Here is a 24,712-nt window from a genome sequence, read left to right on the forward strand (position 1 = left end):
CCGATTGTTCGGTCGTCGGCACATTTTGGCTACAGGCACCTCCAGGCTGTGGACAAACGGTTCTCCACAGCCTGGGATGGACGCAGTACGTCCATGGTAGGGAGGCGGGGGGACATGGCATCTGAACGAATGGCCGACGGCCCGGGAGGCGACCGCCCCGAGTCCTCGCCCCGAGCGCCCGACAGCGGCCCCGGCGGCCGTCCGGACTCCCCGCCCCGGCCGCCCGACGGCCGCCCCGAGTACCAGCCGCGCGCGCTGGACGCGATCGACCGCGACATCCTGCAGATGCTCCAAATGGACGGCCGCGCCTCGATACGCTCCGTCGCCGAGCGCGTCCATGTGTCACGGGCCAACGCCTACGCGCGCATCAACCGGCTCATCGACGACGGCGTCATCCGCGGCTTCGGCGCGCGCGTCAACCACGAGCGGGCCGGGCAGGGCGCCTCCGCATACATCACGCTCAAGATCGTCCAGAACTCCTGGCGCACCGTGCGCGAGCAACTGCGCCGGCTCCCGGAGGCCTCGCACATCGCGCTGGTCAGCGGCGACTTCGATGTGCTCCTGATGGTGCACACGCAGGACAACAGGTCGCTGCGGGAACTGGTGCTCACCAAGCTCCAGGCCATGCCGGAGGTGCTGAGCACGCGGACGCTGCTGGTGTTCGAGGAGGAAGACCTGGAGCCGGACGCCTGACGCGCCCGCGCCCGGGGGCCGTCAGTCCTCCTTGCGCAGCCCTTCGAAGATCAACTGTGCGACGGCGTCGGCGACTTCGCGGTCGTCCATACCCCGGCCGCCCGGCCGGTACCACTCCACGATCGAGTTGATCATGCCGAACACGAGGCGGGTCGCGAGCCGCACCTCGATGTCGCCCCGCACGTCACCGTCGGCCGCGGCCGCCTTCAGGAGCTCGGCCACCTGGTGGTCGAACTCTCTGCGCCGCTCCATCGCCCAGCGCTCCGTGTCGGTGTTCCCGCGCACACGCAGCAGCAGGGTCACGTACGGCAGCTCGGATATCAGGACCTGGACCATGCGCCGGGTGACGTACTCCAGGCGCTCGACGGCGCGCCCCACGCGCGCGTGCTCCTCGCCCAGGATCCCGAAGAGGCCGTCGAGCGCGCGGCTGACGGCGCGGCGCAGCAGCTCCTCCTTGCCGGCGACGTGGTGGTAGATCGACGACTTGGAGATACCGGCCGCCTTGGAGAGATGCTCCATCGAAGTGCCGTCATAGCCACGCTCGTTGAAGACCTGCACGGCGACCGACAGGAGGGTCTCGGGCGTGTAGGTGTCGCGCCTTGCGGTGGTCATGCGGAGCCCTCCCGCTTGTCGGAGGCGTACGAGTGGCGGTAGAGCGCGAGCGAGGGCGCGTAGCGGCCGGACGGGTCGCGCAGGTGCAGATCGTCGAGGAGGGAGTACGCCCAGTTCTTGCCGAGCTTCCTGCTCCACTCGACAGGCCCCAGCGGGTAGTTGACGCCCAGGCGCATCGCCGTGTCGATGTCCTCCCGAGTGGCCACTCCCTTGGCGACGGCGTCGTGCGCCAGGTCGATGAGCCGCGCGACCGTCCGGGCGACGATCATGCCGGGCACGTCCCCGATGACGCTGACGTCCTTACCGATGGCCTGGAAGAGCCCGGTGGCCTCGCGCAGGGTCTGCGGGGACGCTTCCTGAGAGGTCGCGAGAGCGAGGCGGGTGGCGGCTCGGTAGTCGAACGCGAGATCGAAGTAGATGACATCCCGGTACTCGACGGACGTCTGGCCGTCCGCGAGGGCGAGCTGGCCACCACTGGGAAGGACCAGGCGCGTGCCGTTGTCCTCCTCCTCCTCGCGCACCGGGATGCCCGCCTCACGGATCAGCGTGAGGAGCTCGGCGGCAGGCCCCAGGTCGCCCTCGGCGACGACGTAGGCGGGCGCCTGGGCGGGCTGCGCGGTGTGCGGCTCCGGGCGCTCCTCGCCGTCCGCGTACGCGTACCAGCCGCGGCCTGTCTTGCGGCCGTGCATGCCGGCCTCGACCAGGCGCCGCTGGGCCAGGGACGGCCGGAACTTCACGTCCTGGAAGAAGGCCTCCCACACGGAGCGGGTGACCGCTTCGTTGACGTCCTGGCCGATGAGGTCCGTCAGTTCGAAGGCGCCCATCTTGAAGCCGCCGCACTCGCGCAGGACGGCGTCGATGGTGGCGGGCTGGGCGCCCTGCTCCTCGTAGACCGCGAACGCCTCGGCGTAGAAGGGGCGCGCGATGCGGTTGACGATGAATCCGGGGGTGTCGGCGCAGACGACGGGCGTCTTGCCCCATGCGCGGGCCGTCTCGTACGCGCGCGTGGCCGCCGTGACGTCGGTCGCCGCGCCGGAGACCACCTCGACCAGCGGCATCAGGGGCGCGGGGTTGAAGAAGTGCAGGCCGACGAGGCGGCCCGGCAGGCGCAGCGCGCCGCCGACGGCCGTGACGGACAGGGACGAGGTGTTGGTCGCGAGCAGACAGTCGTCCCCGACGATCTCCTCCAGATCCGTGAACAGCTGCTGTTTCACGTCGAGCCGCTCGAGTACGGCCTCGACGACGAGCGCCGCCCCCGCGAACTCATCGAGGGACTCGGCGGGGCTCAGACGCGCGCGGGCGGCGTCGCGCTCGGCCGCGTCGAGCCTGCCCTTGTCGACCAGGCGGTCCAGGCGCGCGGCGATGGCGTCCGCAGCCTCCCGGGCGCGTCCCGGCACGGCGTCGTAGAGCCGGACGGGGTGGCCGGCGGTCAGGGCGACCTGGGCGATGCCCTGGCCCATGGTGCCGGTGCCCACCACGCCCACAAGGCGTTCGGGGCTGCCGAGCTCGAGTGCTGTCATGGTCGCGATCCTCCCGCACGGGACGACGGCCGGGGGCCCGGGGGTCGGGGCGCAGCGGCGGGCGCGAAGTTTTCCACAGGTTCGACGGACCCCCTTGTCCCGACCGATCGTTCGGTTACTCTAGCCGTGTCTGCCTGTTCCTGCCCAGCTGTTCCTGCCCAGCTCGCCGGCTCGACGAAGAGCCGGCTCGACGAGGAGTTGGTCCGCCATGGCCGCCGAAGTCACCGCGCACGACCTGATCGCCAAGCACCGGCCCACCCTTGACCAAGCGCTGGAAGCGATCCGCACGCGCGCGTACTGGTCGCCGCACCCCGAGCACCCCAAGGCATACGGAGAGCACGGAAGCCTGAGCATGCCCGAGGGCAAGGCCGCCTTCGACGCGCTCTCCGGCACCCGGATCGACCTCGGCCAGCCCGGCACGGACGACTGGGTGGGCGGCGAAATGTCGCCGTACGGAGTCGAGTTGGGCGTGACCTACCCGCATCCCGACCTCGATGTCCTGCTCCCCGCGATGCGCGCGGGCATGCGCGCGTGGCGCGAGGCGGGCGCCGAGGCACGCGCCGCCGTATGTCTGGAGATCCTGGCCCGGATCAGCGCGCGTACGCACGAGTTCGCGCACGCCGTGATGCACACCAGCGGCCAGGCCTTCATGATGGCGTTCCAGGCGGGCGGCCCGCACGCGCAGGACCGCGGGCTCGAAGCGGTGGCGTACGCGTACGTCGAGCAGGTACGCACACCGGACGCGGCGGAGTGGACCAAGCCGCAGGGCAAGCGCGACCCCCTCGTCCTCGGCAAGCAGTTCACGCCGGTCGGGCGCGGCATCGCGCTCCTCATCGGCTGCAACACGTTCCCCACGTGGAACGGATATCCGGGCCTCTTCGCCTCCCTCGCCACCGGTAACCCCGTCCTGGTGAAGCCCCACCCGCGCGCGGTGCTGCCCCTCGCCCTGACCGTCCAGGTCGCCCGCGAGGTCCTCGCCGAGGCCGGCTTCGACCCGAATCTGGTGGCACTGGCCGCCGAGAAGCCCGGCGAAGGCATCGCCAAGACGATCGCCCTGCGCCCCGAGATCAAGATCATCGACTACACGGGCTCGACGGCGTTCGGCGACTGGCTGGAGACGCACGCCCGGCAGGCACAGGTCTACACGGAGAAGGCCGGCGTCAACACGGTCGTCATCGACTCGACCGACCGCTACAAGGGAATGCTGGCGAACCTCGCGTTCTCCCTGTCCCTGTACAGCGGCCAGATGTGCACCACCCCGCAGAACCTGCTCATCCCGCGCGACGGCATCAGCACGGACGAGGGCCCCAAGACGTACGACGAGGTGGTCACCGACATCGCGGCCGCGGTCGGCGGCCTCCTCGGCGACGACGCCCGGGCGAACGCGCTGCTCGGTGCCCTGGTGAACCCGGACGTGAAGTCCCGCCTGGAGGCCGCCTCCGGCCTCGGCGAAGTCGCCCTCGCCTCACGGGAGATCAGCAACCCGGAGTTCCCGGGTGCCGTCGTCCGTACGCCGATGATCGTCAAGCAGGACGGTGCGCGGAAGTTCTGGGACGGCGCCGACTCCGAGTCCGCCTACCTCAGCGAGTGCTTCGGCCCGGTCTCCTTCGCCGTCGCCGTCGACTCCACGACGGACGCGCTGGACCTGCTGCGGCGCACGGTGCGCGACAAGGGCGCGATGACGGTCGGCGCGTACACGACCTCCGACGAGGTCGCCGAAGCCGTCGAAGAGGTCTGCCTCGAAGAGTGCGCCCAGCTGTCCATCAACCTCACGGGCGGGGTGTACGTGAACCAGACGGCGGCGTTCTCGGACTTCCACGGCTCCGGCGGCAACCCCGCGGCCAACGCGGCGCTGTGCGACGGAGCGTTCGTGTCGAACCGCTTCCGGGTGGTGGAGGTGCGCAAGGAGGCCTGAGGCCTCCGACCGGCGTCAGCTCAGGCAGCCGGGCGGCCCACGGGACCGCCCGGCGTGCCACAGGTGCTCCAGTGGAAGAGCGTCATGCCGACGCTCGTCGCCAGGTTGTAGCTGGAGACCTGCGCCCGCATCGGCAGCGACACCAAGTGGTCGGCGCGGGCGCGCAGTTCGGGCGACAGGCCGCTGCGCTCCGAGCCGAAGGCGAGCAGCGCGTCGTCCGGCAGCGCAGTCCCCCGGATGTCCTCGCCCTCCGGATCGAGCGCGTACACGGGCCCCGGCGGCAGCTCCTCCACCGCCAGGCGCTCGACCGCCGTCGCGAAGTGCAGGCCCGCACCACCGCGTACGACAGTCGGATGCCAGGGGTCGAGGCTGCCGGTCATGACGACGCCCGTCGCCCCGAAGCCCGCGGCGAGCCGGATGACGGCGCCCGCGTTGCCGAGGTTGCGGGGGTTGTCGAGGACGACGACGGGCGCGGTCCTCGGCAGGTGCGCCACGGCGGCCAGGTTCGCCGCCCGGTCGGGCCGCACCGCCAGCGCGGCCACCCCCGTGGGATGCAGACGCGGCACGAGGGCACGCAGCGTCTCCTCCGTCACCTCCACCAAAAGCCCGTCAAGGGCGTCCCGCACGTCCGGGGCGAGCTCCTCGGCCAGAGCGAGCGCGGCGGCACGGCTGGCCGCCAGGGCCACGGGCACGCGCGCACCGAAACGCAGGGCGTGCTTGAGCGCGTGGAACCCGTCGAGGAGGACGGACGTCTCGGCACGGGCGCGCCATTCGTCGACGCCGGCGATATCCGCCCTGCTCATGCTGCTCGCCCGTTCATGCCGTGCGCCCTGCTCATACTGCCCGCCCGTTCATGCCGTGCGCCCTGCTCATGCTGCTCGCCTGTTCACGCTGTGTGCCTGTGCACGCCGTTCGCCCGACTCATGGCGTGAAGCCTACGTGGGCCTGGTCGGGGCTCTCCGCGGCGCGAGGCCCCGGAACCGTAGAGGCACCGGCCGTACGGGAAAACACGCCTCCACGCGCGCGTTCCACCCATCCACCCAGCCGCTTCAGGAACGGCGTCGGCAGGAACACCGCGTCGGCGGCGATCATCGCGAGGGAGAAGAACGGCAGCCCGAGCAGCACGGCGATCGCCGCGTGCTCGCACATCATGGCGACCAGCAGGACGTTCTTGACGCGCCGGTTGAACAGCGTGAACGGGAAGGCCACCTGCACGGCGACCGTCCCGTACGACACGAGCATCACCATCAGCCCGTGCGAGGCGAGCAGATCACCGAGGGCCGGCCAGGGCGAGAAGTAGTCCAGGTGGAGCGGGTAGTAGACCGCCGTCCCGTCCTGCCAGCGACTGCCCTGGATCTTGTACCAGCCGGCGGTCGCGTAGATCAGACACGCCTCCGCCATGATCACGAGAAGCGCGGCGTTGTGCGCGAGGTTCGCGATCACGTCGAGCAGCTGCCGGGGCTCGCTGTACGGGTCCCTCCGGTTCACCGCCCACCACAGGCCCTGCACGGCCCACAGCCCCCAGAACACGACCAGCCAGCCCCCGCTCACGACCCCCATGAACGTGATCACGGACAGCCCGAGCCCCACGAGCCACCACAGCACCGGCCCCACCACGTCGGGCGGTCCGATGTCGCCCTCACGCGCAAAGTGCTCACGCGCGCGTGCCGCTCGCCGCGCGTCCAGCGACCAGACCTGCCCGCACCGCGTGAACACCAGATAGATCGACATCAGATGGATGACGTTGTCGCCGCCGTCGCCCATGAAGATGCTGCGGTTCTGCAGCGAGAGCACGCCGATCATGAACAGTACGGACATGGTCCGGGTGCGCCAGCCCAGCATCAGCAGTGCGCTGGTCACGACCGCGGCGGCATAAACGATCTCGAACCAGACGCGGCCGTCCGACCACATCAGAGCGGTGAAGGCGCCGTTACCGGCGATGAGCTGCTGCGCCATGTCCCAGCTCCACGGCCCGTCGGGCCCGTACAGCTCGTGACGGTTGGGGAACTCGCGCAGCAGGAACAGCAGCCAGGTAGCGGAGAAGCCGATTCGGATCACTGCGCTCTGGTAGGGCCCGAGGGCAAACCCGGTGACGCGGTCGATGCGGTTCACCGGGCATCCGTCCCGTCAGTGGCGGCACGCGCGCGCGTGCTGTTGCCGTTTTGGCCCTGGCTATGGCTCTGGCTGTTGTTGCTGTCGAGTGCCCTGTCCGCGACCGTCACCGTCCACCAGGGAACCTCCCGGTAGAGGGGCTTGGGATCCACTTTCTCGTCGCTCCACGGGGGCGGCGCCACGTTGGTGGTCCGCGAGCGGACCTGGACACGGGCGATGGTGGGCTGCTTGCCGACGGCCGTCTTGCCGTCGGCCGTCAGCCCGTCCTCGTGGGACAGCCGCAGGACGACGATGCGGCGGATGTAGCGCTCGGAGAGCTGGCCGCGCAGACCGTTCGGGCGGTTCTCACTGTCGTGCGCGGACACATAGAAGTCCCAGGCCCGGCGCAACTCGTTCTGCTGCGTGTGGCTGGGCAGCAGATTCCCGTCGATGTCGGCGCCGTCCCGTGCGGACAGGTCGTACCAGCCGGTCGTGCGCGTACCGCCGTCGGCCGTACGGACCTCCGCGCGGGCCTGCACGGCGATGTTCTGCTGGAGCGGGTTCGGCGCGAACAGTTTCCAGTTCTGCTCGAACTCCGGATAGATCCAGCTGTCGACGGCCCGGCCGTACTGCTTGGAGACGGTGTTGGACGGAGCGACGTGCAGAAACACCATCGCTACGTGCACACACGCCACGAGAGCGACCACGACGAGCGCGCAGGCGGCGGCGATCTGGTAGCGGAGGGAGAGGGCCGACAGGCCTATGCGGGGTGTGGCGGATAGGGGCGAGGGTGAGGGTGTGAGGGGTGGGGATGTGAGGGATGGGGACGGGAGATCCGGCTCAGGTACATGGCCGGCCTCAGGCACCTCGTCCGGGGCAGGGCTCCGCAAAGGATCCGGCCGCGGCTCCGGGTCGGAACGCCGGGCGGTCGAGCCCTTGTCGTACGCGTCCATGCCGCCCCGTTTCCCCGAGTCTCCCGATGCCTCCGGTCCGCGCTTTTGCCGAACCGATTCCTCGCCCCGCGGCCCGCTCCCGCCGCCGCACCGGCACGGTACTCAGCCGCGCACGCGAGGCACAGAGGCATGGGACTTATCCACAGGCCGGACCTCGCAGGGTTGACACCCTACGGCGCCACGTCCCACCATTGAATCCAACGAACCGAACGATCGGTCGGGAGATTCGCTCAAGGTCGAGGGAGACCGGGATGGCGACAGCAGCTGCGCACCAAGCGGCGCGGACACAGGCGGCCCACGCCACGTCCGACGCCACCGGCACCGCCTCGGGCCAAGAGCCGGGCACCGCCGCGTACCAGACAGCATTCGACACCGCCGTCGCGGCGGAGGAGCGCATCGAGCCCCGCGACTGGATGCCGGACGCCTATCGCGCGACGCTCGTGCGCCAGATCGCGCAGCACGCCCACTCCGAGATCATCGGCATGCAGCCGGAGGCCAACTGGATCACGCGCGCCCCCTCGCTGCGACGCAAGGCGATCCTGATGGCCAAGGTCCAGGACGAGGCCGGCCACGGCCTGTACCTGTACAGCGCCGCCGAAACGCTCGGCACGGGCCGCGACGAGCTCCTCGACAAGCTGCACAGCGGCCGTCAGAAGTACTCGTCGATCTTCAACTACCCGACGCTGACCTGGGCGGACGTCGGCGCCATCGGCTGGCTCGTGGACGGCGCGGCGATCACGAACCAGGTCCCCCTGTGCCGCTGCTCGTACGGGCCGTACGCGCGCGCCATGGTGCGGATCTGCAAGGAGGAGTCCTTCCATCAGCGCCAGGGCTACGAGCTGCTCCTCGCCCTGAGCCGCGGCACCGAGGCCCAGCACGCGATGGCGCAGGACGCCGTCGACCGCTGGTGGTGGCCGTCCCTGATGATGTTCGGCCCTCCGGACGACGAGTCGTCGCACTCCGCGCAGTCGATGGAATGGAAGATCAAGCGCCATTCGAACGACGAGCTGCGCCAGCGCTTCGTCGACATCTGCGTCCCGCAGGCCGAGTCCCTCGGGCTCACCCTCCCCGACCCGGACCTCGTGTGGAACGAGGAGCGCGGGCACCACGACTTCGGAGCCATCGACTGGACGGAGTTCTGGGAGGTCCTCAAGGGCAACGGACCGTGCAACGAACAGCGGATCACCCAGCGCAGACAGGCGCACGACGAGGGCGCCTGGGTCAGGGAAGCGGCCGCGGCCCACGCGGCGAAGCACTCCGGGGCACAAGACTCCGGGGCGAACGGGAAGGCGACGGCATGAGCGACGCGAAGGACTGGCCGCTGTGGGAGGTCTTCGTACGCTCCCGGCGCGGACTGTCGCACACCCACGCGGGAAGCCTGCACGCGCCGGACGCCGAGCTCGCCCTGCGTAACGCACGCGATCTGTACACCCGCCGCGGCGAAGGCGTCTCGATCTGGGTCGTCCCGTCCACCTCGATCACCGCCTCCTCGCCCGACGAGAAGGATCCCTTCTTCGAGCCCTCTGCCGACAAGCCGTACCGGCACCCGACGTTCTACGAGATCCCGGAAGGGGTGAAGCACCTGTGACCACGTCCCTGAACCCCGCCTCTTCCGCCGGCGCCGTCACCGCTGCCGCGGCGCTCGCCCTGGGCGACGACGCGCTCGTGCTGTCGCACCGACTGGGGGAGTGGGCCGGACACGCCCCGGTCCTCGAAGAAGAAGTCGCCCTGGCCAACATCGCGCTCGACCTCCTCGGCCAGGCCCGGGTCCTGCTCTCCCTCGTCGGCGACGAGGACGAGCTGGCCTACCTGCGCGAGGAACGCGCCTTCCGCAACGTCCAGTTGGTCGAACAGCCCAACGGCGACTTCGCCCACACCATCGCCCGCCAGCTGTACTTCTCCACGTACCAGCACCTCCTGTACGGCCGCCTCGCCGCGACCGACGGACCGCTCGCCGGCCTCGCCGCCAAGGCGGTCAAGGAAGTCACGTACCACCAGGACCACGCCGAGCAGTGGACCGTACGCCTCGGGGACGGCACCGCCGAAAGCCACGACCGGATGCAGCGGGCCTGCGACGCACTCTGGCGTCACACCGGAGAGATGTTCCAGCCCGTCGACGGCATCGACATCGACTGGCCGGAGATGGAGGCCAGTTGGACCACGTCGGTCACCGCCGTCCTGGAGCGGGCGACCCTGACCGTCCCGGAAGGACCGCGGACCGGGGCCTGGAGCGCCGGCGCCGGACGCCAGGGCCTGCACACGGAACCGTTCGGACGGATGCTCGCCGAGATGCAGCACCTCCACCGCAGCCACCCGGGGGCGTCATGGTGACCAAAGCCCCCGAGGCCTCCCCCCAGGACACCGCCGACCGACCGGAGACGCCGCTCGAAGCTGAGCTGCGCCGCCTCGCCGGCTCCGTGCCCGACCCCGAACTGCCCGTACTCACCCTGGAAGAGCTGGGCGTGCTCCGCGCCGTCCACTGCCTCAACCCCGGCAGCGTCGAGGTGGAGCTGACCCCCACCTACACGGGCTGCCCGGCCGTCGAGGCCATGTCCACGGACATCGAGCGCGTCCTGCACGAGCGCGGAATACCGGACGTCACCGTCCGGCGGGTGCTCGCACCGGCCTGGACCACGGACGACATCACGGACGAGGGCCGCCGCAAGCTCCGGGAGTTCGGCATAGCTCCACCGCGCGCCGTCCGGGAGGACCAGGGGCCGGTGACCGTCGCCCTGGGCCCCACGCGCACCACACCACCCACGCGCACAGCTGCCGACGCGGCCGCCGCCACGCTCCTCGGCGCCCCCGAGGCAGGCGACGCCCCTCTGCGCTGCCCGCACTGCGGATCCACGGACACCGAACTCCTGAGCCGCTTCTCCTCCACCGCCTGCAAGGCCCTGCGGCGCTGCCTCGACTGCCGCGAACCCTTCGACCACTTCAAGGAGTTGTGATGGCCCGCTTCCACCAGCTCCGCGTAGCCGCGGTCGACCGGCTCACCGACGACTCCGTGGCCCTCACCTTCGAGGTCCCCGAATCCCTTCGCGAGGAATTCCGCCACGCGCCGGGCCAGCACCTCGCCCTGCGCCGCCCGGCCGACGACGGCGAGATCCGGCGCACGTACTCGATCTGCTCACCCGCCCCGGGCCCCGAAGGCCCCCGGACCCTCCGCGTCGGCGTCCGCCTCGTCGAAGGCGGCTCCTTCTCGACGTACGCCCTCAAGGAGATCGCCGTCGGCGACGCCCTTGAGGTCATGACCCCCGCCGGCCGCTTCATCCTCGAGCCCACCCCCGGGCTCTACGCCGCCGTGGTCGGCGGCAGCGGCATCACCCCGGTCCTGTCGATCGCGGCCACCCTGCTCGCCCGCGAACCGCACGCCCGCTTCTGCCTCATCCGCAGCGACCGCACCGCCGCGTCGACGATGTTCCTGGACGAGGTGGCCGACCTGAAGGACCGCTACCCAGACCGGTTCCAGCTGGTCACGGTCCTGTCCCGGGAAGAACAGCAGGCCGGCCTCGACTCCGGCCGCCTCGACCAGGAGCGCCTGACGACCCTCCTGCCCGCGCTGCTCCCCGTAGACGAGGTAGCCGGCTGGTACCTGTGCGGGCCCTTCGGACTCGTACAAGAAGCGGAGCGCACGCTGCGCGCCCTCGACGTACGAAGAGCCCGCATCCACGAGGAGATCTTCCACGTCGACGACGGAGCGGCACCCGCCCGCCCCGCGCCGGCCCTCGCGCACTCCACGGTCACCGCCCAGCTCGACGGCCGCTCCGGCACCTGGCCCGTCGACGACGGCGAATCACTCCTGGAGACCGTGCTGCGCAACCGCCCCGACGCGCCGTACGCCTGCAAGGGCGGCGTCTGCGGAACCTGCCGCGCGTTCCTCGTCTCGGGCGAGGTGCGCATGGACCGGAACTTCGCACTCGAACCCGAGGAGACCGACGCCGGCTACGTACTCGCCTGCCAGTCCCACCCGGCCACGGAGACGGTGGAGCTGGACTTCGACCGCTGACGGCTGACGGCTGACGGCTGACGGCTGACGGCTGACGGCTGACGGCTGACGGCTGACGGCTGACGGCTGACGGCTGACGGCTGACGGGCCGAGCACGCCCCACTGCCCTCGCATTCCCTCCGTGCATTCCCTCTGCGTATTCCCTTCTCGTAGAACTTATTCTACCTTGACGCACCGTCAGATCCTGGCGGTCGCCACGACGAACCGGTGCACGGAGGGACAGGGCAGTGGACTTCACCTTCACCGAAGAACAGCAGGCGGCCGTCGAGGCGGCCAAGGCCGTGTTCGGCCCGGTCGCGCCCGACAGCGTGCCGAGCCCGGCCCTCACCCCCGGCGCGGTCGCCGACGACTTCGACCGGGCTCTGTGGTCGAAACTCGCCGACACCGACCTGCTCAGCCTCCTGCTAGCCCCCGAACACGGCGGCGCGGGCCTGGACGCCATCGCGCTCTGCCTGGTCCTACGGGAATCCGCCAAGGCACTCGCCCGCGTGCCGCTCCTGGAGCACACCGCGACCGCCGTCGCCGTACAGACCTACGGCAGCGACGAGTTGAAGGAGCAGATCCTCCCCCGGGCAGCCCGCGGCGAACACGTCCTCACCGCCGCCTCCGCAGGCCGCACCGGCCACGACCCGGCCCAACTCGCCGTCAGCGCACGCCGCGACACTGACACCGGCACCGGCACCGGCACCTGGATCCTCGACGGCACCCAGACCGGCGTGCCCTGGGCGCACAACGCCGACCACGTCGCCGTACCCGCCCACACCCCACAAGGCCGCACCGTCATCGCCGTAGTGCCCCACCCGCACGAAGGACTCACCCTCGCCGAACAGATCTCCACGACCGGCGAACGCCTCGGCGAACTCCACCTCGACTCCGTGCGCCTCGACCCCCACCAGATCATCGAGACCGACGAGGCCTGGGGCCGGCTGCACCAGCTCCTCACCACTGGAACTTGTGCCCTAGCACTGGGCCTCGGCGAACGCGTCCTCCAGATGACCGGCGACTACACGAGCAAGCGCGAACAGTTCGGCTACCCGGTGGCGACATTCCAAGCGGTCGCGGTCCAGGCCGCGGACCGTTACATCGACCTGCGCGCCATGGAGGCCACCCTCTGGCAGGCCGCCTGGCGCATCAGCACCCAGGCAGGCGGAGCGCTCCCCACGGCAGGCGACATCGCGGTCGCCAAGATCTGGGCATCGGAAGGCGTACGACGCGTCGTCCAGACCGCACAGCATCTGCACGGAGGATTCGGCGCCGACACCGACTACCCGCTGCACCGCTACCACGCCTGGGCCAAGCAGCTGGAACTGTCACTCGGCCCGGCAGCCGCCCACGAGGAAACACTCGGCGACCTGCTGGCGGCCCATCCCCTCGGCTGAGCCAGGGGTCAGAGCACGAAGCCCGACTGCCCCTTGTCGTCCACGACGGGCCGTCCGGCGGCGGCCCACACCTGCATGCCACCGTCCACGTTCACCGCGTCGATGCCCTGCTGCACGAGATACATCGTCACCTGCGCGGAACGGCCGCCGGACCGGCAGATCACGTTGACCCGACCGTCCTGGGGAGCGGCCTCGGTCAGCTCGCCGTAACGCGCCACGAACTCACTGATCGGAATGTGCAACGCACCCTCGGCGTGACCCGCCTGCCACTCATCGTCCTCACGGACATCGAGGAGAAAGTCCCCGTCCACGAGCTCGCCGACCTCAACCGTGGGCACACCAGATCCGAAATGCATACCCCCGACGCTACCCGACCCCATCCGGGGCCCTGACCCGCCGGTCACTAGGGCGGTCAGCCGCTCGGACACCAGTCAGCAAGGCGGGGTGGGAGCGACGCCCGCGCTCGGGTCTCGACTCAGCCACCGGCCGGCCAGCCCAGCTGCCCAGCTCAGCCAGCATGCTCGCCAAGCAGCTCAACTACCAACAGCCTGCTCGACCACCGGCTCAGCTATCGGCAGCCTGCTCGCGCATCAGCCGATCCAGCTCAGCCTCTCGCTCGGCGACCTGCGCGAGCAGCTGCTCCGCGATCTCCTCGAGCAACCGGTCGGGGTCGTCCGGCGCCATCCGCAGCATCGCGCCGATCGCGCTCTCCTCCAGCTCCTGAGCAACGGCCGTCAGCAGCTCCTTGCGCTGCGCCAGCCACTCGAGCCGCTCGTACAGCTCCTCGCTCGGGCTGGGCTTGCGCGCCTCGGGCACAGGCCCCGCGGCCCACTCGTCGGACAGCTCCTTCAGCAAAGCCTCGTCGCCCCGGCCGTAGGCCGCGTTGACCCGCACGATGAACTCGTCGCGCCGCGCCCGGTCCTTCTCGTCCTGCGCCAGATCCGGGTGCGCCTTGCGGACGAGTTCCCGGTAGAGCTTGCGGGCCTCGTCGCTCGGCCGCACACGCTGGGGCGGCCGAACGGGCTGGTCGGTGAGCATGGCGGACGCCTCCGGCGAGAGGCCGTCGCCGTCCATCCACTGGTCGAACAGCTCCTCGACTGCGGGCATCGGCATCACGCGCGCTCTGGCCTCGTCCGCCTTACGCCGGTCCTCGGGATCCCCGCTCCGCGCGGCGACCACCTCGGCGATCTGCGCCTCGAGCTCGTCCAGGCGCGTATACATGGGACCGAGTTTCTGGTGGTGCAGCCGAGAGAAGTTCTCCACCTCGACCCGGAACGTCTCCACCGCGATCTCGTACTCGATCAGAGCCTGCTCGGCGGCGAGCACAGCCCGCTCAAGCCGCGCCTCGGGCCGCCCCTCAGCAACAGGCTGCCCCTGCGGCTCAGCGGCAGGGGCCTCGGACGGGGTCGACTCGGCTTCCGGGGTCGTCACCCGTCCAGCCTAGGGCACGGGCCGGGATGCCCTGCTCGACGCCTGATTTCAAGGGTTCTGGGGGGGCTCCCCTCCCCCCTCCCCCTCCCACCCCACCCCAGATCGGCTCAATTCAGCCCAGCCCCACCCCGCACTTCGGGCCCTCCAGCCCAGCCTCAACCTGCACCCTCCAGCCCAGCCCGACACCGCGCCCGGCACCCCGCGCCCCACGCCCCCAAACTCAAACCCGAGCCCCCACCCCCTCACCCCCTCAAACCAACCCCCTCAAACCCCCACCTCAGCCCCCACGCGCCCCTCCCGCACGGCCCTGACCAGGGATGCGTGGTCCTGTTCCGTGCGGTCCGCGTAGGTGACCGCGAACTGGGCGATGGCCTCGTCCAGTTCCTCGTTCTTGCCGCAGTAGCCGGCGATCAGTCGGGGGTCGGCGCTGTGTGCGTGGGCGCGGGCGAGGAGCGCGCCCGTCATGCGGCCGTAGTCGTCCATCTGATCGGCGGCGAGAGCCGCGGGGTCGACACTTCCCTTGCGGTTTCTGAACTGCCGTACCTGAAAGGGGCGTCCGGCCACGGTCGTCCAGCCGAGCAGGATGTCGCTGACGACCTGCATCCGCTTCTGTCCGAGGACCACGCGCCGCCCCTCATGGACGGCCGCCGGTGTCTCGAAGCCGACTGCGGGCAGGTGGGGCAGCAGCGCGGAGGGGCGTGCTTCCTTCACCTGGAGCACGAGTGCCTCTCCCCGGTGGTCGAGGAGCAGCACCACGTACGACCTCGTGCCCACGCTTCCGGTGCCGACGACGCGGAAGGCGACGTCCTGGATCGCGTAGCGGCCGAGCAGGGGCAGGCGGTCTTCGGAGAGTGTCTGCAGATAGTCGCCGAGGGATGCCGCGACCTCGGACGCCTCCCCGTCGGGTACGCGGCGCAGCACGGGTGGTGCGTCGACGAAGCGTCGGGTGCCGTCCTCGGCCAGTTCGGTGGACCTGGCGGCGAATCTTCCGCTGGTGTTGTTGCGGGCCTTCTCTGATACGCGTTCCAGCGTGCCGACAAGGTCGTGGGCGTCGGTGTGGGAGACGAGTTCCTCGTCGGCGATGGCGTTCCACGCGTCGAGGGCGGGCAGTCTGGCCAGCAGGCGCATGGTGCGGCGGTACGCGCCCACCGCGTAGTGCGCGGCTTCCCGGCAGGTGTCCTCGTCGGCTCCGGCTTCGCGGCCCGCGAGGACGAGTGAGGTGGCGAGTCGCTTCACGTCCCATTCCCAGGGGCCGTGCACCGTTTCGTCGAAGTCGTTGAGGTCGATGACGAGGCCGCCGCGGGCGTCGGCGTAGAGGCCGAAGTTCGCCGCGTGGGCGTCTCCGCAGATCTGGGCGCCGATGCCGGTGACGGGGGTCTGTGCGAGGTCGTGGGCCATGAGGCCGGCGGATCCGCGCAGGAACGCGAACGGGGTCGCCGCCATCCTGCCGACGCGTATGGGTGTGAGCTCTTCGATCCGGCCGAGGTTGGACTCCTCGACCGCGGCGACGGCGTCGGGGCGTGCGGGGTGCAGGGTGAGAGCCTGGTGGGCGGAGCGCGGTACGCGGTCGCGCAGGGCCTTGCCCTCCTGCTTGGGTGATCCGGAGGAGGGTCGCGTCGCGAACCCCTCGACGGTCCGCAGTCGTCGAGCCGCCGGTTCCTCACGCTGTACCGGCACCGCTGTGTCGAGCTCGGTCACGCGGACCGCCTCCCCCGTCTCTGAACATCAACTGGCAACGACCGTACCGCCGTCGGCCGAAGCCCGTCAGAGCCTGTGGATAACCCCGCGATTGTGGAAACCCGGGCGCGGAACCGGAGTGCGGAAACCGGAGCACCGAACCCGAGGACCGAACCCGAGCGCGGAACCGCAGGACGGACCCAGAGGACCGAACCCGAGCCCTCGACCGCCGCCACGGCGTCGGGACGTACGGGCGGCGTCGGGACGTACAGGCGGCGTCGGGGTCCCCCTCGCGCAGACCCCGCTACCCCTCAGGCAGATGCGCCTCGGCCCAGAGCCCGAGTTCCTTCAGCGCCGGTTCGAGGGCGGCGCCTGCCTCTGTCAGGCGGTACGCGACGCGGAGCGGGGGTCCTTCGTCGACCTCGCGTACGACGAGGCCGGCGGCGCCGAGTTCGGTGAGGCGGTCCGAGAGCATGCGCTCGCTGATGCCGGGGATGGCTCGGCGCAGGTCGGCGAAGTGGACGGGGTGCTGGAGGAGGACGGAGACGACGAGTCCCGTCCAGCGCTTGCCGAGCAGGCCGAAGACTCGGGTGATGCCGCTGTCGACCCGCTTGCACGCTTCGGGGTTGTGGGCCCCCGCCTCGCGTGCGGCGCCGCTCTCGTGTTCCCCGTTGCCCGCCATGCCTTCAGGGTACTGCCCTCCCGTAGGGGACTAAATAAAAGTAAGTTACTGTTCATACGGTAGCTCCGAACAGAACTGCACCTACCTACCCACCTGCCGACGCGGCCGAACACCCGCACCTTTGGAGACCCCCAATGCCCACCCTTCTGCACGTCGACTCGTCCGTCTGGCCCGGCTCGGCCTCCGCTTCCCGCACCGTCGCCGACGCCTTCCGCAAGACCTGGGAGGAGCAGCACCCAGACGGCACCGTGATCTACCGCGATCTGGCCGTGAACCCGGTCCCGCACCTGGACACGGTCGGCGCCTCCGCCGGTTTCGCCGACCCCGCCACCCACAGCCCCGAGCAGGCCGCGGCCTTCGCCGAGCGTCTGAAGCTCATCGAGGAACTGGAGCAGGCGGACGCGGTGCTGATCGGCGCCCCTATGTACAACTTCTCGATCCCGTCGACCCTGAAGGCCTGGCTGGACCAGGTGATCCTCATGGGGCGTACCGCCGGCGAGACGCCGTCCGCGAAGGGGACGCCGGTCACGGTCGTCGCCAGCCGTGGCGGCTCGTACGCGCCGGGCACCCCACGCGAGCCCTTCGAGTACGTACAGAACTACCTGCGTGACCTTCTCGGCACGATGCTGGGCCTGGACGTGGACTTCATCGTTCCCGAGCTGACCCTGGCACACACGACTCCGGCGATGAGCGAGCTCATCCCGCTCGCCGAGGCGTCCCGCACCAAGGCCCTGGAGGACGCGGACGCCCGGGCCAAGGAGCTCGCCGCACGCTTCTCCGCCGACGCCGCCTGACGCTCCGCGCCGTCACCGACGCGCACGGAAGCACCGCGGTCCCGAGGGTCCCCCCGTCCCGTACGACGCCGGGGGACCCTTCACCAATTACTGTGATTGTCCTCACGGCCGAACCCGCCGGAGCCGGGACCCGCACTCAGGACCCACACCCGCCTGAGCCGGGACCGCACCCGCACCCGCACCCGCACCCGCGCAGGACCGCTCAACGTCCGGGAAACGCAGAAGCCCCGCAGATCTGAGATCTGCGGGGCTTCTGACTTATGTGCGCGAGGGGGGAGTTGAACCCCCACGCCCTTTCGGGCACTGGAACCTGAATCCAGCGCGTCTGCCTATTCCGCCACCCGCGCATTGGGTGTGCCTTCCGGTCCCTCGCCCTTTTGGGGTGAGCGCCTTCCGACATCCAGAAGATTAGCACGCTGCACAGGGTGGATTCACATCCGTTTTCGCGGGCACCTGCTGGGCAGGCCCACCCCCGCTGACCTCGCATCCGATGCAGCCCGCCGGCAGTCCTGAGCACTCCGCCAGCACTCCGCCAGCACTCCGCCAGCAGTCCGCCGGTACTCCGCCGGCCGTCCGAAGCCTCGGAAGGGGATCCACGCCGCCCCACAGCGCCGCTGCTCCGCAACCCCACCGCCGACCCCGCCCGCACCTCCGATCCGACCTCCGCCCCCAAGCCCCGCACCCCCACCTTCCCCGTCCCCTCCCGGCTCCCCCTCCGCGTGCGGGACACTGTCCAGGGAAGTCCAGGGACCCCCTCTACGATCCAGCTGTGAGGGTCGACACTCATCGACAGGGCTGACAGGGGGAACCAGCCGATTTCCCTGCGCGTGGATACGATCAGTAAGCAGTACCAGGACGAAAACGAAGGAGGAGGTGCCCCATGGGAGTCCTGAAGAAGTTCGAGCAGCGTCTCGAGGGTCTGGTCAACGGCACCTTCGCCAAGGTGTTCAAGTCCGAGGTCCAGCCCGTCGAGATCGCCGGCGCCCTCCAGCGCGAGTGCGACAACAACGCGACGATCTGGAACCGCGAGCGGACCGTCGTCCCCAACGACTTCATCGTGGAGCTGAGCGCGCCCGACTTCGAGCGCCTCAGCCCCTACTCGGGGCAGCTCGGCGACGAGCTGTCCGGCATGGTGCGCGACTACGCGAAGCAGCAGCGCTACACCTTCATGGGACCGATCAAGGTCCACCTGGAGAAGGCGGACGACCTGGACACGGGTCTGTACCGGGTACGCAGCCGCACGCTCGCGTCGAGCTCCAGCCAGCAGCAGTCCCAGCCCTCCCAGCAGCCGCCGCAGCCCGGCCGGGGTCCCGCTTCGGCGCCCCCGGCGGCGGGCGGAGGCTACGGCTACCCGCCGGCGGCGAACGCTGCCGCGGGGTACGGCCAACCGCCGGCGAGCGCGCCGCCGATGCCCGCGGGGCCGCCTCCGGGCCGCCCCGGGCAGGCACCGGCGGGAGCTCGGCCGCGTAACCAGGCAGGACCGCTGCCCGGCGCTCAAGTGCGTCACTGGATCGAGATCAATGGCACACGCCATCAGATCTCGCGCCCCACGCTGGTCCTCGGCCGCAGCACCGAAGCCGATGTGCGGATCGACGACCCCGGCGTCTCTCGCCGGCACTGTGAGATTCGGACCGGAACGCCCTCGACGATCCAGGATCTCGGGTCCACCAACGGCATCGTGGTGGACGGGCAGCACACCACCCGCGCTACGCTCCGCGACGGCTCGCGGATCGTCGTGGGCAGTACCACCATCATTTACCGGCAAGCCGAAGGGTGAAGCGGGGGCAATGTCAGAGCTGACCCTGACGGTCATGCGGTTGGGTTTCCTGGCCGTTCTGTGGCTGTTCGTGATCGTGGCCGTCCAGGTCATCCGCAGCGACCTGTTCGGTACGCGCGTCACCCAGCGCGGGTCGCGTCGTGACAGCGGGCGCCAGCAGCAGGCGGCGGCCCGCCAGTCCGCGCCGCCGCAGCAGCGCGCCCAGCAGCAGAACAGCGGTGGAGGCGGCGGGCGGCAGCGCCGCGGCGCCCCCACGAAACTCGTCGTCTCCGAGGGCACCCTCACGGGCACCACGGTGGCGCTGCAGGGCCAGACCATCACGCTGGGCCGTGCGCACGATTCGACGATCGTCCTCGACGACGACTACGCGTCGAGCAAGCATGCCAGGATCTACCCGGACCGGGACGGACAGTGGATCGTGGAGGACCTCGGGTCCACCAACGGCACCTATCTCGACCGGGCCCGGCTGACCACCCCGCAACCGATTCCGCTGGGCGCGCCGATCCGCATCGGCAAGACCGTCATCGAGCTGCGGAAGTAGTACGACAATGAGCGAGCGGAGCGAGCGAGCCGACGCGGTCACCCAAGACCTGAGCGCGCTCCCGACCGGAGGGTGGGCACCGTGCGGATGTACCCGGAGCCGACGGGCGAGGTGCGCATGAGTCTGTCACTGCGCTTCGCCGCCGGATCGCACAAAGGCATGATCCGCGAGGGGAACGAGGACTCGGGCTACGCCGGTCCGCGTCTCCTCGCGATCGCCGACGGCATGGGGGGTCAGGCCGCCGGTGAGGTCGCCTCGTCGGAGGTGATCTCGACGATCGTCGCGCTCGACGACGACGTTCCCGGCTCCGACATCCTCACGTCGCTCGGCACGGCCGTGCAGCGGGCCAACGACCAGCTGCGGATGATGGTCGAGGAGGACCCCCAGCTGGAAGGCATGGGGACGACCCTGACCGCTCTGCTGTGGACGGGGCAGCGCCTCGGTCTCGTGCACGTCGGCGACTCGCGCGCGTATCTGCTGCGCGACGGTGTGCTGACGCAGATCACGCAGGACCACACCTGGGTGCAGCGCCTCGTCGACGAGGGCCGCATCACGGAAGAGGAAGCCACCACTCACCCGCAGAGGTCCCTCCTCATGCGCGCGCTGGGCAGTGGTGATCACGTCGAGCCCGACCTCTCCATCCGTGAAGTGCGGGCCGGCGACCGGTACTTGATCTGTTCCGACGGCCTGTCCGGCGTGGTCTCCCACCAGACGATGGAGGAGACCCTCGCCAGCTACCAGGGCCCGCAGGAGACCGTGCAGGACCTGATCCAGCTGGCGCTGCGCGGCGGTGGCCCGGACAACATCACGGTGATCGTGGCGGACGTCCTGGACATCGACAGCGGTGACACGCTCGCCGGTCAGCTGTCCGACGCTCCGGTCATCGTGGGCGCGGTCGCCGAGAACCAGCAGCACCAGCTGCACGACGGCGGTGCGATGCAGACCCCCGCGGGCCGTGCGTCGGAGCTCGGCCGCGGGTCGGGCAGGCAGGTGCCCGGGCAGGGCGGCGGCGGTGGCGAGTTCGGCCCGCCCGGCAGCGGCGACCCGGCCGGTTACGCTCCCGAGGGAAGCTTCGGCTCGTACGGGGACGACGACTTCGTCAAGCCGCGGCGCGGCCGTAAGTGGCTCAAGAGATCCTTCTTCATCGTCCTGGCGCTGGCCGTCGTGGGCGGTGGCCTGTACGGCGGCTACCGCTGGACGCAGACGCAGTACTACGTCGGTTCGAACGAGTCGCATGTCGCGCTGTACCGCGGCATCAGCCAGGACCTGGCCTGGGTGAGTCTGTCGAAGGTCGAGACGGACCACCCCGAGATCGAACTCAAGTACCTGCCGCCGTACCAGCGCAAGCAGGTCGAGGCGACGATCACCGAGGGCAGCTTCGGTGACGCCAAGGACAAGATCGGCGAGCTGTCGCTGCAGGCCTCGGCCTGCAGGAAGGACGCCGAGCGCCGCCAGGCGGAGAACGAGCAGAACGCGAAGACCGGCGAGGGCGAGGCGGGTGGCACCACAGGCGCCACCAAGACGTCTTTCACCACGTCGCGCGCCTCGGCGAAGACAGCGCCGAGTCCGACACCCACGCCGTCCGGAACGGCCAAGTCCAAGACCGCACCGACGCCCACACCTGGCCCCAGCCTCTCGGAGGATGAGCAGAAGCTGGTCCCGCTGTGCGGTAAGCAGTAAGCAGCCGTTGGGGGCCTTTGCACGCCATGAGCAGTAGCACTACACACACGTCGACCATCGGCGCGATCGGTGCGCCGAGCCGGCGCAACACCGAGCTCGCGCTCCTCGCGTTCGCCGTCGTCATCCCCGTTTTCGCGTACGCGAACGTGGGCCTGGCGATCGACGGTTCGCTGCCCGCCGGGCTCCTGGGCTACGGCCTGGGCCTCGGCCTGCTCGCGGGCGTCGCGCACATCGTCGTACGCCGGTTCGCGCCGTACGCCGATCCGCTGCTCCTGCCGATCGCGACCCTGCTCAACGGGTTGGGTCTGGTCATCATCTGGCGCCTGGACCAGTCGGAGCGCCTGCAGCAGCTGGCCAAGTCGCAGTACGGGTCGTTCAGCCCGGACGCGCCGAACCAGCTGATGTACTCCGCGATCGGCATCGCCCTGTTCGTGGGCGTGCTCATGCTGCTCAAGGACCACCGCATCCTGCAGCGCTACACGTACATCTCGATGGTGGGCGCGCTGATCCTGTTGCTGCTGCCGCTCGTGCCGGGTCTCGGTATGAACGTGTTCGGCGCGAAGATCTGGATCAGCGTCGGCGGGTTCTCCATCCAGCCCGGTGAGTTCGCGAAGATCGTCATCGCGGTGTTCTTCGCGGGCTATCTGATGGTGAAGCGGGACGCGCTCGCGCTGGCCAGCCGCCGCTTCATGGGCCTGTACCTGCCGCGTGGCCGTGACCTCGGACCGATCATCGTCGTCTGGGTGATGTCGATCCTGATCCTGGTCTTCGAGACGGACCTCGGTACGTCACTGCTGTTCTTCGGCATGTTCGTCGTGATGCTGTACATCGCCACGGAGCGCACCAGCTGGATCGTGTTCGGTCTGCTGATGTCGGCGGTCGGCGCGGTCGGTGTCGCCAGCTTCGAGCCGCACATCCAGACACGCGTCCAGGCCTGGCTCGACCCGATGCGTGAATTCATGCTCAGCCGCGCCGGGACCAACGACGGCATCATCCACTCCGAGCAGGCCATGCAGGCCCTGTGGGCGTTCGGCTCCGGTGGCGTGCTGGGCACGGGCCTCGGCCAGGGCCACTCCGACCTGATCAAGTTCGCCGCGAACTCCGACTTCGTCCTCGCCACGTTCGGCGAGGAGCTCGGCCTCGCGGGCATCATGGCGATCCTGCTGCTGTACGGGCTGATCGCGGAGCGCGGTCTGCGTACGGCGCTCGCGGCCCGTGACCCGTTCGGCAAGCTGCTCGCGGCCGGTCTGTCCGGCGCGTTCGCGATCCAGGTGTTCGTCGTCGCCGGCGGTGTCATGGGTCTCATCCCGCTGACCGGTATGACCATGCCGTTCCTCGCGTACGGCGGTTCCTCCGTGATCGCGAACTGGGCGCTGATCGGGATCCTGATCCGTATCAGCGATACCGCGCGCCGCCCGGCGCCGGCCCCCGCCCCCAGCCCCGACGCCGAGATGACCCAGGTGGTCCGACCGTGAACAAGCCCCTGCGCCGGATCGCGATCTTCTGCGGGCTCCTCGTCCTCGCCCTGCTGATCCGCGACAACTGGCTCCAGTACGCCCAGGCCGACAAGCTGCAGTCCGACAAGCAGAACCCGCGCGTCGCCATCGAGCGGTACGCGCAGCCGCGCGGCGACATCATCGTCGACGGCAAGTCGATCACGGGTTCCGTGGCGACGGACGGCACCGACCTCAAGTACAAGCGGACCTGGAAGGACGGGCCCATGTGGTCGCCCGTCACCGGGTACGCCTCGCAGCTGGTCGGCGCGAGCCAGATCGAGTCCATCGAGGACGGCATCCTCACCGGCAACGACGACCGGCTGTTCTTCCGCCGCACCCTCGACATGATCACCGGCAAGAAGAAGGAGGGTGGCAACGTCGTCACCACCCTCAACGCCGCCGCGCAGAAGGCCGCGTACGACGGCCTGAAGAACCGCGGCAAGGGTGCCGCCGTCGCGATCGACCCGAAGACCGGTGCGATCCTCGCGATGGCGTCGACGCCGTCGTACGACCCGTCGTCGTTCGCCGGGATCATGCAGAAGGACGGCGACACGTTCGGCAAGCTCGACAAGAACAAGGACAAGCCGCTCACGAACCGCGCGCTGCGCGAGACGTACCCGCCCGGCTCGACCTTCAAGATCGTGACCGCGGCGGCCGCGCTGGAGCACGGGCTCTACACGGACCCCGACCAGAAGACGAAGACGCCGCTGCCGTGGATCATGCCCGGCACCACGACGCCGCTGAAGAACGAGGGCAACATCCCCTGCGAGGACGCGACGCTGCGAGTGGCGCTGCGCTACTCGTGCAACACCGTCTTCGGCAAGATCGGCGCCGACCTCGGCAACGACAAGATGCTGGAGACCGCGGAGAAGTTCGGCTTCACCAAGGAGCAGTTCACCCCGGTCCGTTCGAACGCGTCCGTGTTCTCCAAGAACATGAACAAGTCGCAGACGGCGCTCTCGTCGATCGGTCAGTACAACACCGCGGCCACGCCGCTGCAGATGGCCATGGTGGCCTCCGCGGTCGCCAATGGCGGCTCTCTCATGGAGCCGTACATGGTCAGCGAGCTCCAGGCGCCGAACCTCGACACCATCGAGCAGCACACGCCGAAGGAGATGAGCCGGCCGCTGTCGGAGAAGAACGCCCAGATCCTTCAGTCGATGATGGAGACGGTCGTCAGCGAGGGCACCGGCACGAACGCGCAGATCCCCGGCTACACGGTCGGCGGCAAGACGGGTACCGCCCAGCACGGCCTCAACAACAGCGAGAAGCCGTATGCGTGGTTCCTGTCGTACGCGAAGGCCAAGGACGGCAGCTCGCCGGTCGCCGTGGCCGTGGTCGTCGAGGACGGCAGCGCGAACCGTGACGACATCTCCGGTGGCGGTCTGGCCGCGCCGATCGCCAAGAGCGTGATGGAAGCGGTACTCAACAGCAAGAAGTGAGCCCGGTCACGTGTTCTTCA

The 24,712-nt window shown here is 69.9% G+C and carries 23 protein-coding genes and 1 tRNA gene; 14 read left to right on the plus strand and 10 right to left on the minus strand.

What is annotated here, in order from left to right:
- Positions 1 to 114 precede the first annotated feature (114 nt).
- Positions 115 to 693, plus strand: coding sequence for an Lrp/AsnC family transcriptional regulator (locus OHA58_RS17515; RefSeq protein ID WP_405479747.1), 579 nt, complete (start codon positions 115 to 117; stop codon positions 691 to 693).
- A gap of 21 nt (positions 694 to 714) precedes the next feature.
- On the opposite strand, the gene OHA58_RS17520 is transcribed toward OHA58_RS17515, so the two are convergent.
- Positions 715 to 1,305: a TetR/AcrR family transcriptional regulator gene (locus OHA58_RS17520; protein WP_405479748.1), complete on the minus strand. Its 591-nt coding sequence runs from the start codon at positions 1,303 to 1,305 to the stop codon at positions 715 to 717.
- On the minus strand, positions 1,302 to 2,825 hold the full coding sequence (locus tag OHA58_RS17525; protein WP_405479750.1) for a 3-hydroxyacyl-CoA dehydrogenase: 1,524 nt from the start codon (positions 2,823 to 2,825) through the stop codon (positions 1,302 to 1,304). The genes OHA58_RS17520 and OHA58_RS17525 overlap by 4 nt, the downstream gene beginning before the upstream one ends.
- Positions 2,826 to 3,033: 208 nt before the next feature.
- On the opposite strand from OHA58_RS17525, the gene paaN reads away from it, so the two are divergent.
- Positions 3,034 to 4,740, plus strand: coding sequence for a phenylacetic acid degradation protein PaaN (paaN, locus tag OHA58_RS17530; RefSeq protein ID WP_405479751.1), 1,707 nt, complete (start codon positions 3,034 to 3,036; stop codon positions 4,738 to 4,740).
- A gap of 20 nt (positions 4,741 to 4,760) precedes the next feature.
- Here paaN and OHA58_RS17535 read toward each other — a convergent pair whose 3' ends face one another.
- The 3 genes from OHA58_RS17535 to OHA58_RS17545 form a co-directional block, all read right to left on the minus strand.
- Positions 4,761 to 5,543: a TrmH family RNA methyltransferase gene (locus tag OHA58_RS17535; protein ID WP_405479753.1), complete on the minus strand. Its 783-nt coding sequence runs from the start codon at positions 5,541 to 5,543 to the stop codon at positions 4,761 to 4,763.
- Between the two features lie 118 nt (positions 5,544 to 5,661).
- Positions 5,662 to 6,852, minus strand: coding sequence for an HTTM domain-containing protein (locus OHA58_RS17540; RefSeq protein WP_405479754.1), 1,191 nt, complete (start codon positions 6,850 to 6,852; stop codon positions 5,662 to 5,664).
- Positions 6,849 to 7,784, minus strand: coding sequence for a DUF5819 family protein (locus OHA58_RS17545; RefSeq protein WP_405479755.1), 936 nt, complete (start codon positions 7,782 to 7,784; stop codon positions 6,849 to 6,851). Before OHA58_RS17545 ends, OHA58_RS17540 begins: the two co-directional genes overlap by 4 nt.
- 251 nt (positions 7,785 to 8,035) lie before the next feature.
- Here OHA58_RS17545 and paaA point away from each other — a divergent pair, with 251 nt between their 5' ends.
- The 6 genes from paaA (at position 8,036) to OHA58_RS17575 (ending at position 13,172) form a co-directional block, all read left to right on the plus strand.
- Positions 8,036 to 9,085, plus strand: coding sequence for a 1,2-phenylacetyl-CoA epoxidase subunit PaaA (gene paaA, locus OHA58_RS17550; protein ID WP_405479756.1), 1,050 nt, complete (start codon positions 8,036 to 8,038; stop codon positions 9,083 to 9,085).
- Positions 9,082 to 9,372, plus strand: coding sequence for a 1,2-phenylacetyl-CoA epoxidase subunit PaaB (gene paaB, locus OHA58_RS17555; protein WP_227296143.1), 291 nt, complete (start codon positions 9,082 to 9,084; stop codon positions 9,370 to 9,372). Before paaA ends, paaB begins: the two co-directional genes overlap by 4 nt.
- Entirely contained in the window at positions 9,369 to 10,115 is a 747-nt protein-coding gene (gene paaC, locus OHA58_RS17560) for a 1,2-phenylacetyl-CoA epoxidase subunit PaaC (RefSeq protein WP_405479758.1), read from the plus strand. Before paaB ends, paaC begins: the two co-directional genes overlap by 4 nt.
- A complete protein-coding gene (paaD, locus tag OHA58_RS17565) occupies positions 10,109 to 10,735 on the plus strand; it encodes a 1,2-phenylacetyl-CoA epoxidase subunit PaaD (protein WP_405479760.1) in 627 nt (208 codons plus the stop codon). Before paaC ends, paaD begins: the two co-directional genes overlap by 7 nt.
- The gene (locus OHA58_RS17570) at positions 10,735 to 11,793 is read left to right on the plus strand and encodes a 2Fe-2S iron-sulfur cluster-binding protein (RefSeq protein WP_405479762.1); all 1,059 of its coding nucleotides are present in this window, start codon (positions 10,735 to 10,737) and stop codon (positions 11,791 to 11,793) included. The genes paaD and OHA58_RS17570 overlap by 1 nt, the downstream gene beginning before the upstream one ends.
- A 227-nt stretch (positions 11,794 to 12,020) precedes the next feature.
- On the plus strand, positions 12,021 to 13,172 hold the full coding sequence (locus OHA58_RS17575) for an acyl-CoA dehydrogenase family protein (protein WP_405479763.1): 1,152 nt from the start codon (positions 12,021 to 12,023) through the stop codon (positions 13,170 to 13,172).
- Positions 13,173 to 13,180: 8 nt separating this feature from the next.
- On the opposite strand, the gene OHA58_RS17580 is transcribed toward OHA58_RS17575, so the two are convergent.
- The 4 genes from OHA58_RS17580 to OHA58_RS17595 form a co-directional block, all read right to left on the minus strand.
- On the minus strand, positions 13,181 to 13,510 hold the full coding sequence (locus OHA58_RS17580) for a rhodanese-like domain-containing protein (RefSeq protein ID WP_116512043.1): 330 nt from the start codon (positions 13,508 to 13,510) through the stop codon (positions 13,181 to 13,183).
- Between the two features lie 226 nt (positions 13,511 to 13,736).
- Entirely contained in the window at positions 13,737 to 14,603 is an 867-nt protein-coding gene (locus OHA58_RS17585) for a hypothetical protein (RefSeq protein ID WP_405479765.1), read from the minus strand.
- A gap of 264 nt (positions 14,604 to 14,867) precedes the next feature.
- On the minus strand, positions 14,868 to 16,301 hold the full coding sequence (locus tag OHA58_RS17590) for a DUF2252 domain-containing protein (protein WP_405479766.1): 1,434 nt from the start codon (positions 16,299 to 16,301) through the stop codon (positions 14,868 to 14,870).
- Between the two features lie 283 nt (positions 16,302 to 16,584).
- On the minus strand, positions 16,585 to 16,962 hold the full coding sequence (locus OHA58_RS17595) for a winged helix-turn-helix transcriptional regulator (RefSeq protein WP_405479767.1): 378 nt from the start codon (positions 16,960 to 16,962) through the stop codon (positions 16,585 to 16,587).
- 134 nt (positions 16,963 to 17,096) lie between these two features.
- Between OHA58_RS17595 and OHA58_RS17600 the strand changes: the two genes are divergently transcribed.
- Entirely contained in the window at positions 17,097 to 17,756 is a 660-nt protein-coding gene (locus OHA58_RS17600) for an FMN-dependent NADH-azoreductase (RefSeq protein ID WP_405479768.1), read from the plus strand.
- 263 nt (positions 17,757 to 18,019) lie between these two features.
- On the opposite strand, the gene OHA58_RS17605 is transcribed toward OHA58_RS17600, so the two are convergent.
- Positions 18,020 to 18,103: transfer RNA gene (locus OHA58_RS17605), tRNA-Leu, on the minus strand.
- Between the two features lie 533 nt (positions 18,104 to 18,636).
- Between OHA58_RS17605 and OHA58_RS17610 the strand changes: the two genes are divergently transcribed.
- From OHA58_RS17610 to OHA58_RS17630, 5 genes are all read left to right on the plus strand, one after another.
- Entirely contained in the window at positions 18,637 to 19,533 is an 897-nt protein-coding gene (locus tag OHA58_RS17610) for a DUF3662 and FHA domain-containing protein (RefSeq protein ID WP_116512050.1), read from the plus strand.
- Between the two features lie 10 nt (positions 19,534 to 19,543).
- On the plus strand, positions 19,544 to 20,074 hold the full coding sequence (locus OHA58_RS17615) for an FHA domain-containing protein (protein ID WP_266672394.1): 531 nt from the start codon (positions 19,544 to 19,546) through the stop codon (positions 20,072 to 20,074).
- A 117-nt stretch (positions 20,075 to 20,191) separates the two neighbouring features.
- Entirely contained in the window at positions 20,192 to 21,754 is a 1,563-nt protein-coding gene (locus tag OHA58_RS17620) for a Stp1/IreP family PP2C-type Ser/Thr phosphatase (protein ID WP_405479770.1), read from the plus strand.
- Between the two features lie 26 nt (positions 21,755 to 21,780).
- Positions 21,781 to 23,229 carry an FtsW/RodA/SpoVE family cell cycle protein gene (locus OHA58_RS17625; RefSeq protein ID WP_405479772.1) on the plus strand — a complete coding sequence of 483 codons (1,449 nt, stop codon included), beginning with the start codon at positions 21,781 to 21,783 and terminating at the stop codon, positions 23,227 to 23,229.
- Positions 23,226 to 24,692: a peptidoglycan D,D-transpeptidase FtsI family protein gene (locus OHA58_RS17630; RefSeq protein ID WP_405479774.1), complete on the plus strand. Its 1,467-nt coding sequence runs from the start codon at positions 23,226 to 23,228 to the stop codon at positions 24,690 to 24,692. Before OHA58_RS17625 ends, OHA58_RS17630 begins: the two co-directional genes overlap by 4 nt.
- Positions 24,693 to 24,712 lie beyond the last annotated feature (20 nt).

Source organism: Streptomyces sp. NBC_00009 (assembly GCF_045040855.1).
GTDB classification, from domain to species: Bacteria; Actinomycetota; Actinomycetes; order Streptomycetales; family Streptomycetaceae; genus Streptomyces; species Streptomyces aureus.

Excerpts from the sequence above, each read along its gene's own strand:
- paaA (WP_405479756.1), top strand. The coding sequence starts at position 8,036 with ATGGCGACAGCAGCTGCGCACCAAGCGGCGCGGACACAGGCGGCCCAC.
- OHA58_RS17520 (WP_405479748.1), bottom strand. The coding sequence starts at position 1,305 with ATGACCACCGCAAGGCGCGACACCTACACGCCCGAGACCCTCCTGTCG.
- paaB (WP_227296143.1), top strand. The coding sequence starts at position 9,082 with ATGAGCGACGCGAAGGACTGGCCGCTGTGGGAGGTCTTCGTACGCTCC.
- OHA58_RS17595 (WP_405479767.1), bottom strand. The coding sequence starts at position 16,962 with ATGGCGGGCAACGGGGAACACGAGAGCGGCGCCGCACGCGAGGCGGGG.
- OHA58_RS17545 (WP_405479755.1), bottom strand. The coding sequence starts at position 7,784 with ATGGACGCGTACGACAAGGGCTCGACCGCCCGGCGTTCCGACCCGGAG.
- OHA58_RS17600 (WP_405479768.1), top strand. The coding sequence starts at position 17,097 with ATGCCCACCCTTCTGCACGTCGACTCGTCCGTCTGGCCCGGCTCGGCC.
- OHA58_RS17625 (WP_405479772.1), top strand. The coding sequence starts at position 21,781 with ATGAGCAGTAGCACTACACACACGTCGACCATCGGCGCGATCGGTGCG.
- OHA58_RS17620 (WP_405479770.1), top strand. The coding sequence starts at position 20,192 with ATGAGTCTGTCACTGCGCTTCGCCGCCGGATCGCACAAAGGCATGATC.
- paaD (WP_405479760.1), top strand. The coding sequence starts at position 10,109 with ATGGTGACCAAAGCCCCCGAGGCCTCCCCCCAGGACACCGCCGACCGA.
- OHA58_RS17535 (WP_405479753.1), bottom strand. The coding sequence starts at position 5,543 with ATGAGCAGGGCGGATATCGCCGGCGTCGACGAATGGCGCGCCCGTGCC.
- OHA58_RS17570 (WP_405479762.1), top strand. The coding sequence starts at position 10,735 with ATGGCCCGCTTCCACCAGCTCCGCGTAGCCGCGGTCGACCGGCTCACC.
- OHA58_RS17610 (WP_116512050.1), top strand. The coding sequence starts at position 18,637 with ATGGGAGTCCTGAAGAAGTTCGAGCAGCGTCTCGAGGGTCTGGTCAAC.
- OHA58_RS17615 (WP_266672394.1), top strand. The coding sequence starts at position 19,544 with ATGTCAGAGCTGACCCTGACGGTCATGCGGTTGGGTTTCCTGGCCGTT.
- OHA58_RS17515 (WP_405479747.1), top strand. The coding sequence starts at position 115 with ATGGCATCTGAACGAATGGCCGACGGCCCGGGAGGCGACCGCCCCGAG.
- paaN (WP_405479751.1), top strand. The coding sequence starts at position 3,034 with ATGGCCGCCGAAGTCACCGCGCACGACCTGATCGCCAAGCACCGGCCC.
- OHA58_RS17525 (WP_405479750.1), bottom strand. The coding sequence starts at position 2,825 with ATGACAGCACTCGAGCTCGGCAGCCCCGAACGCCTTGTGGGCGTGGTG.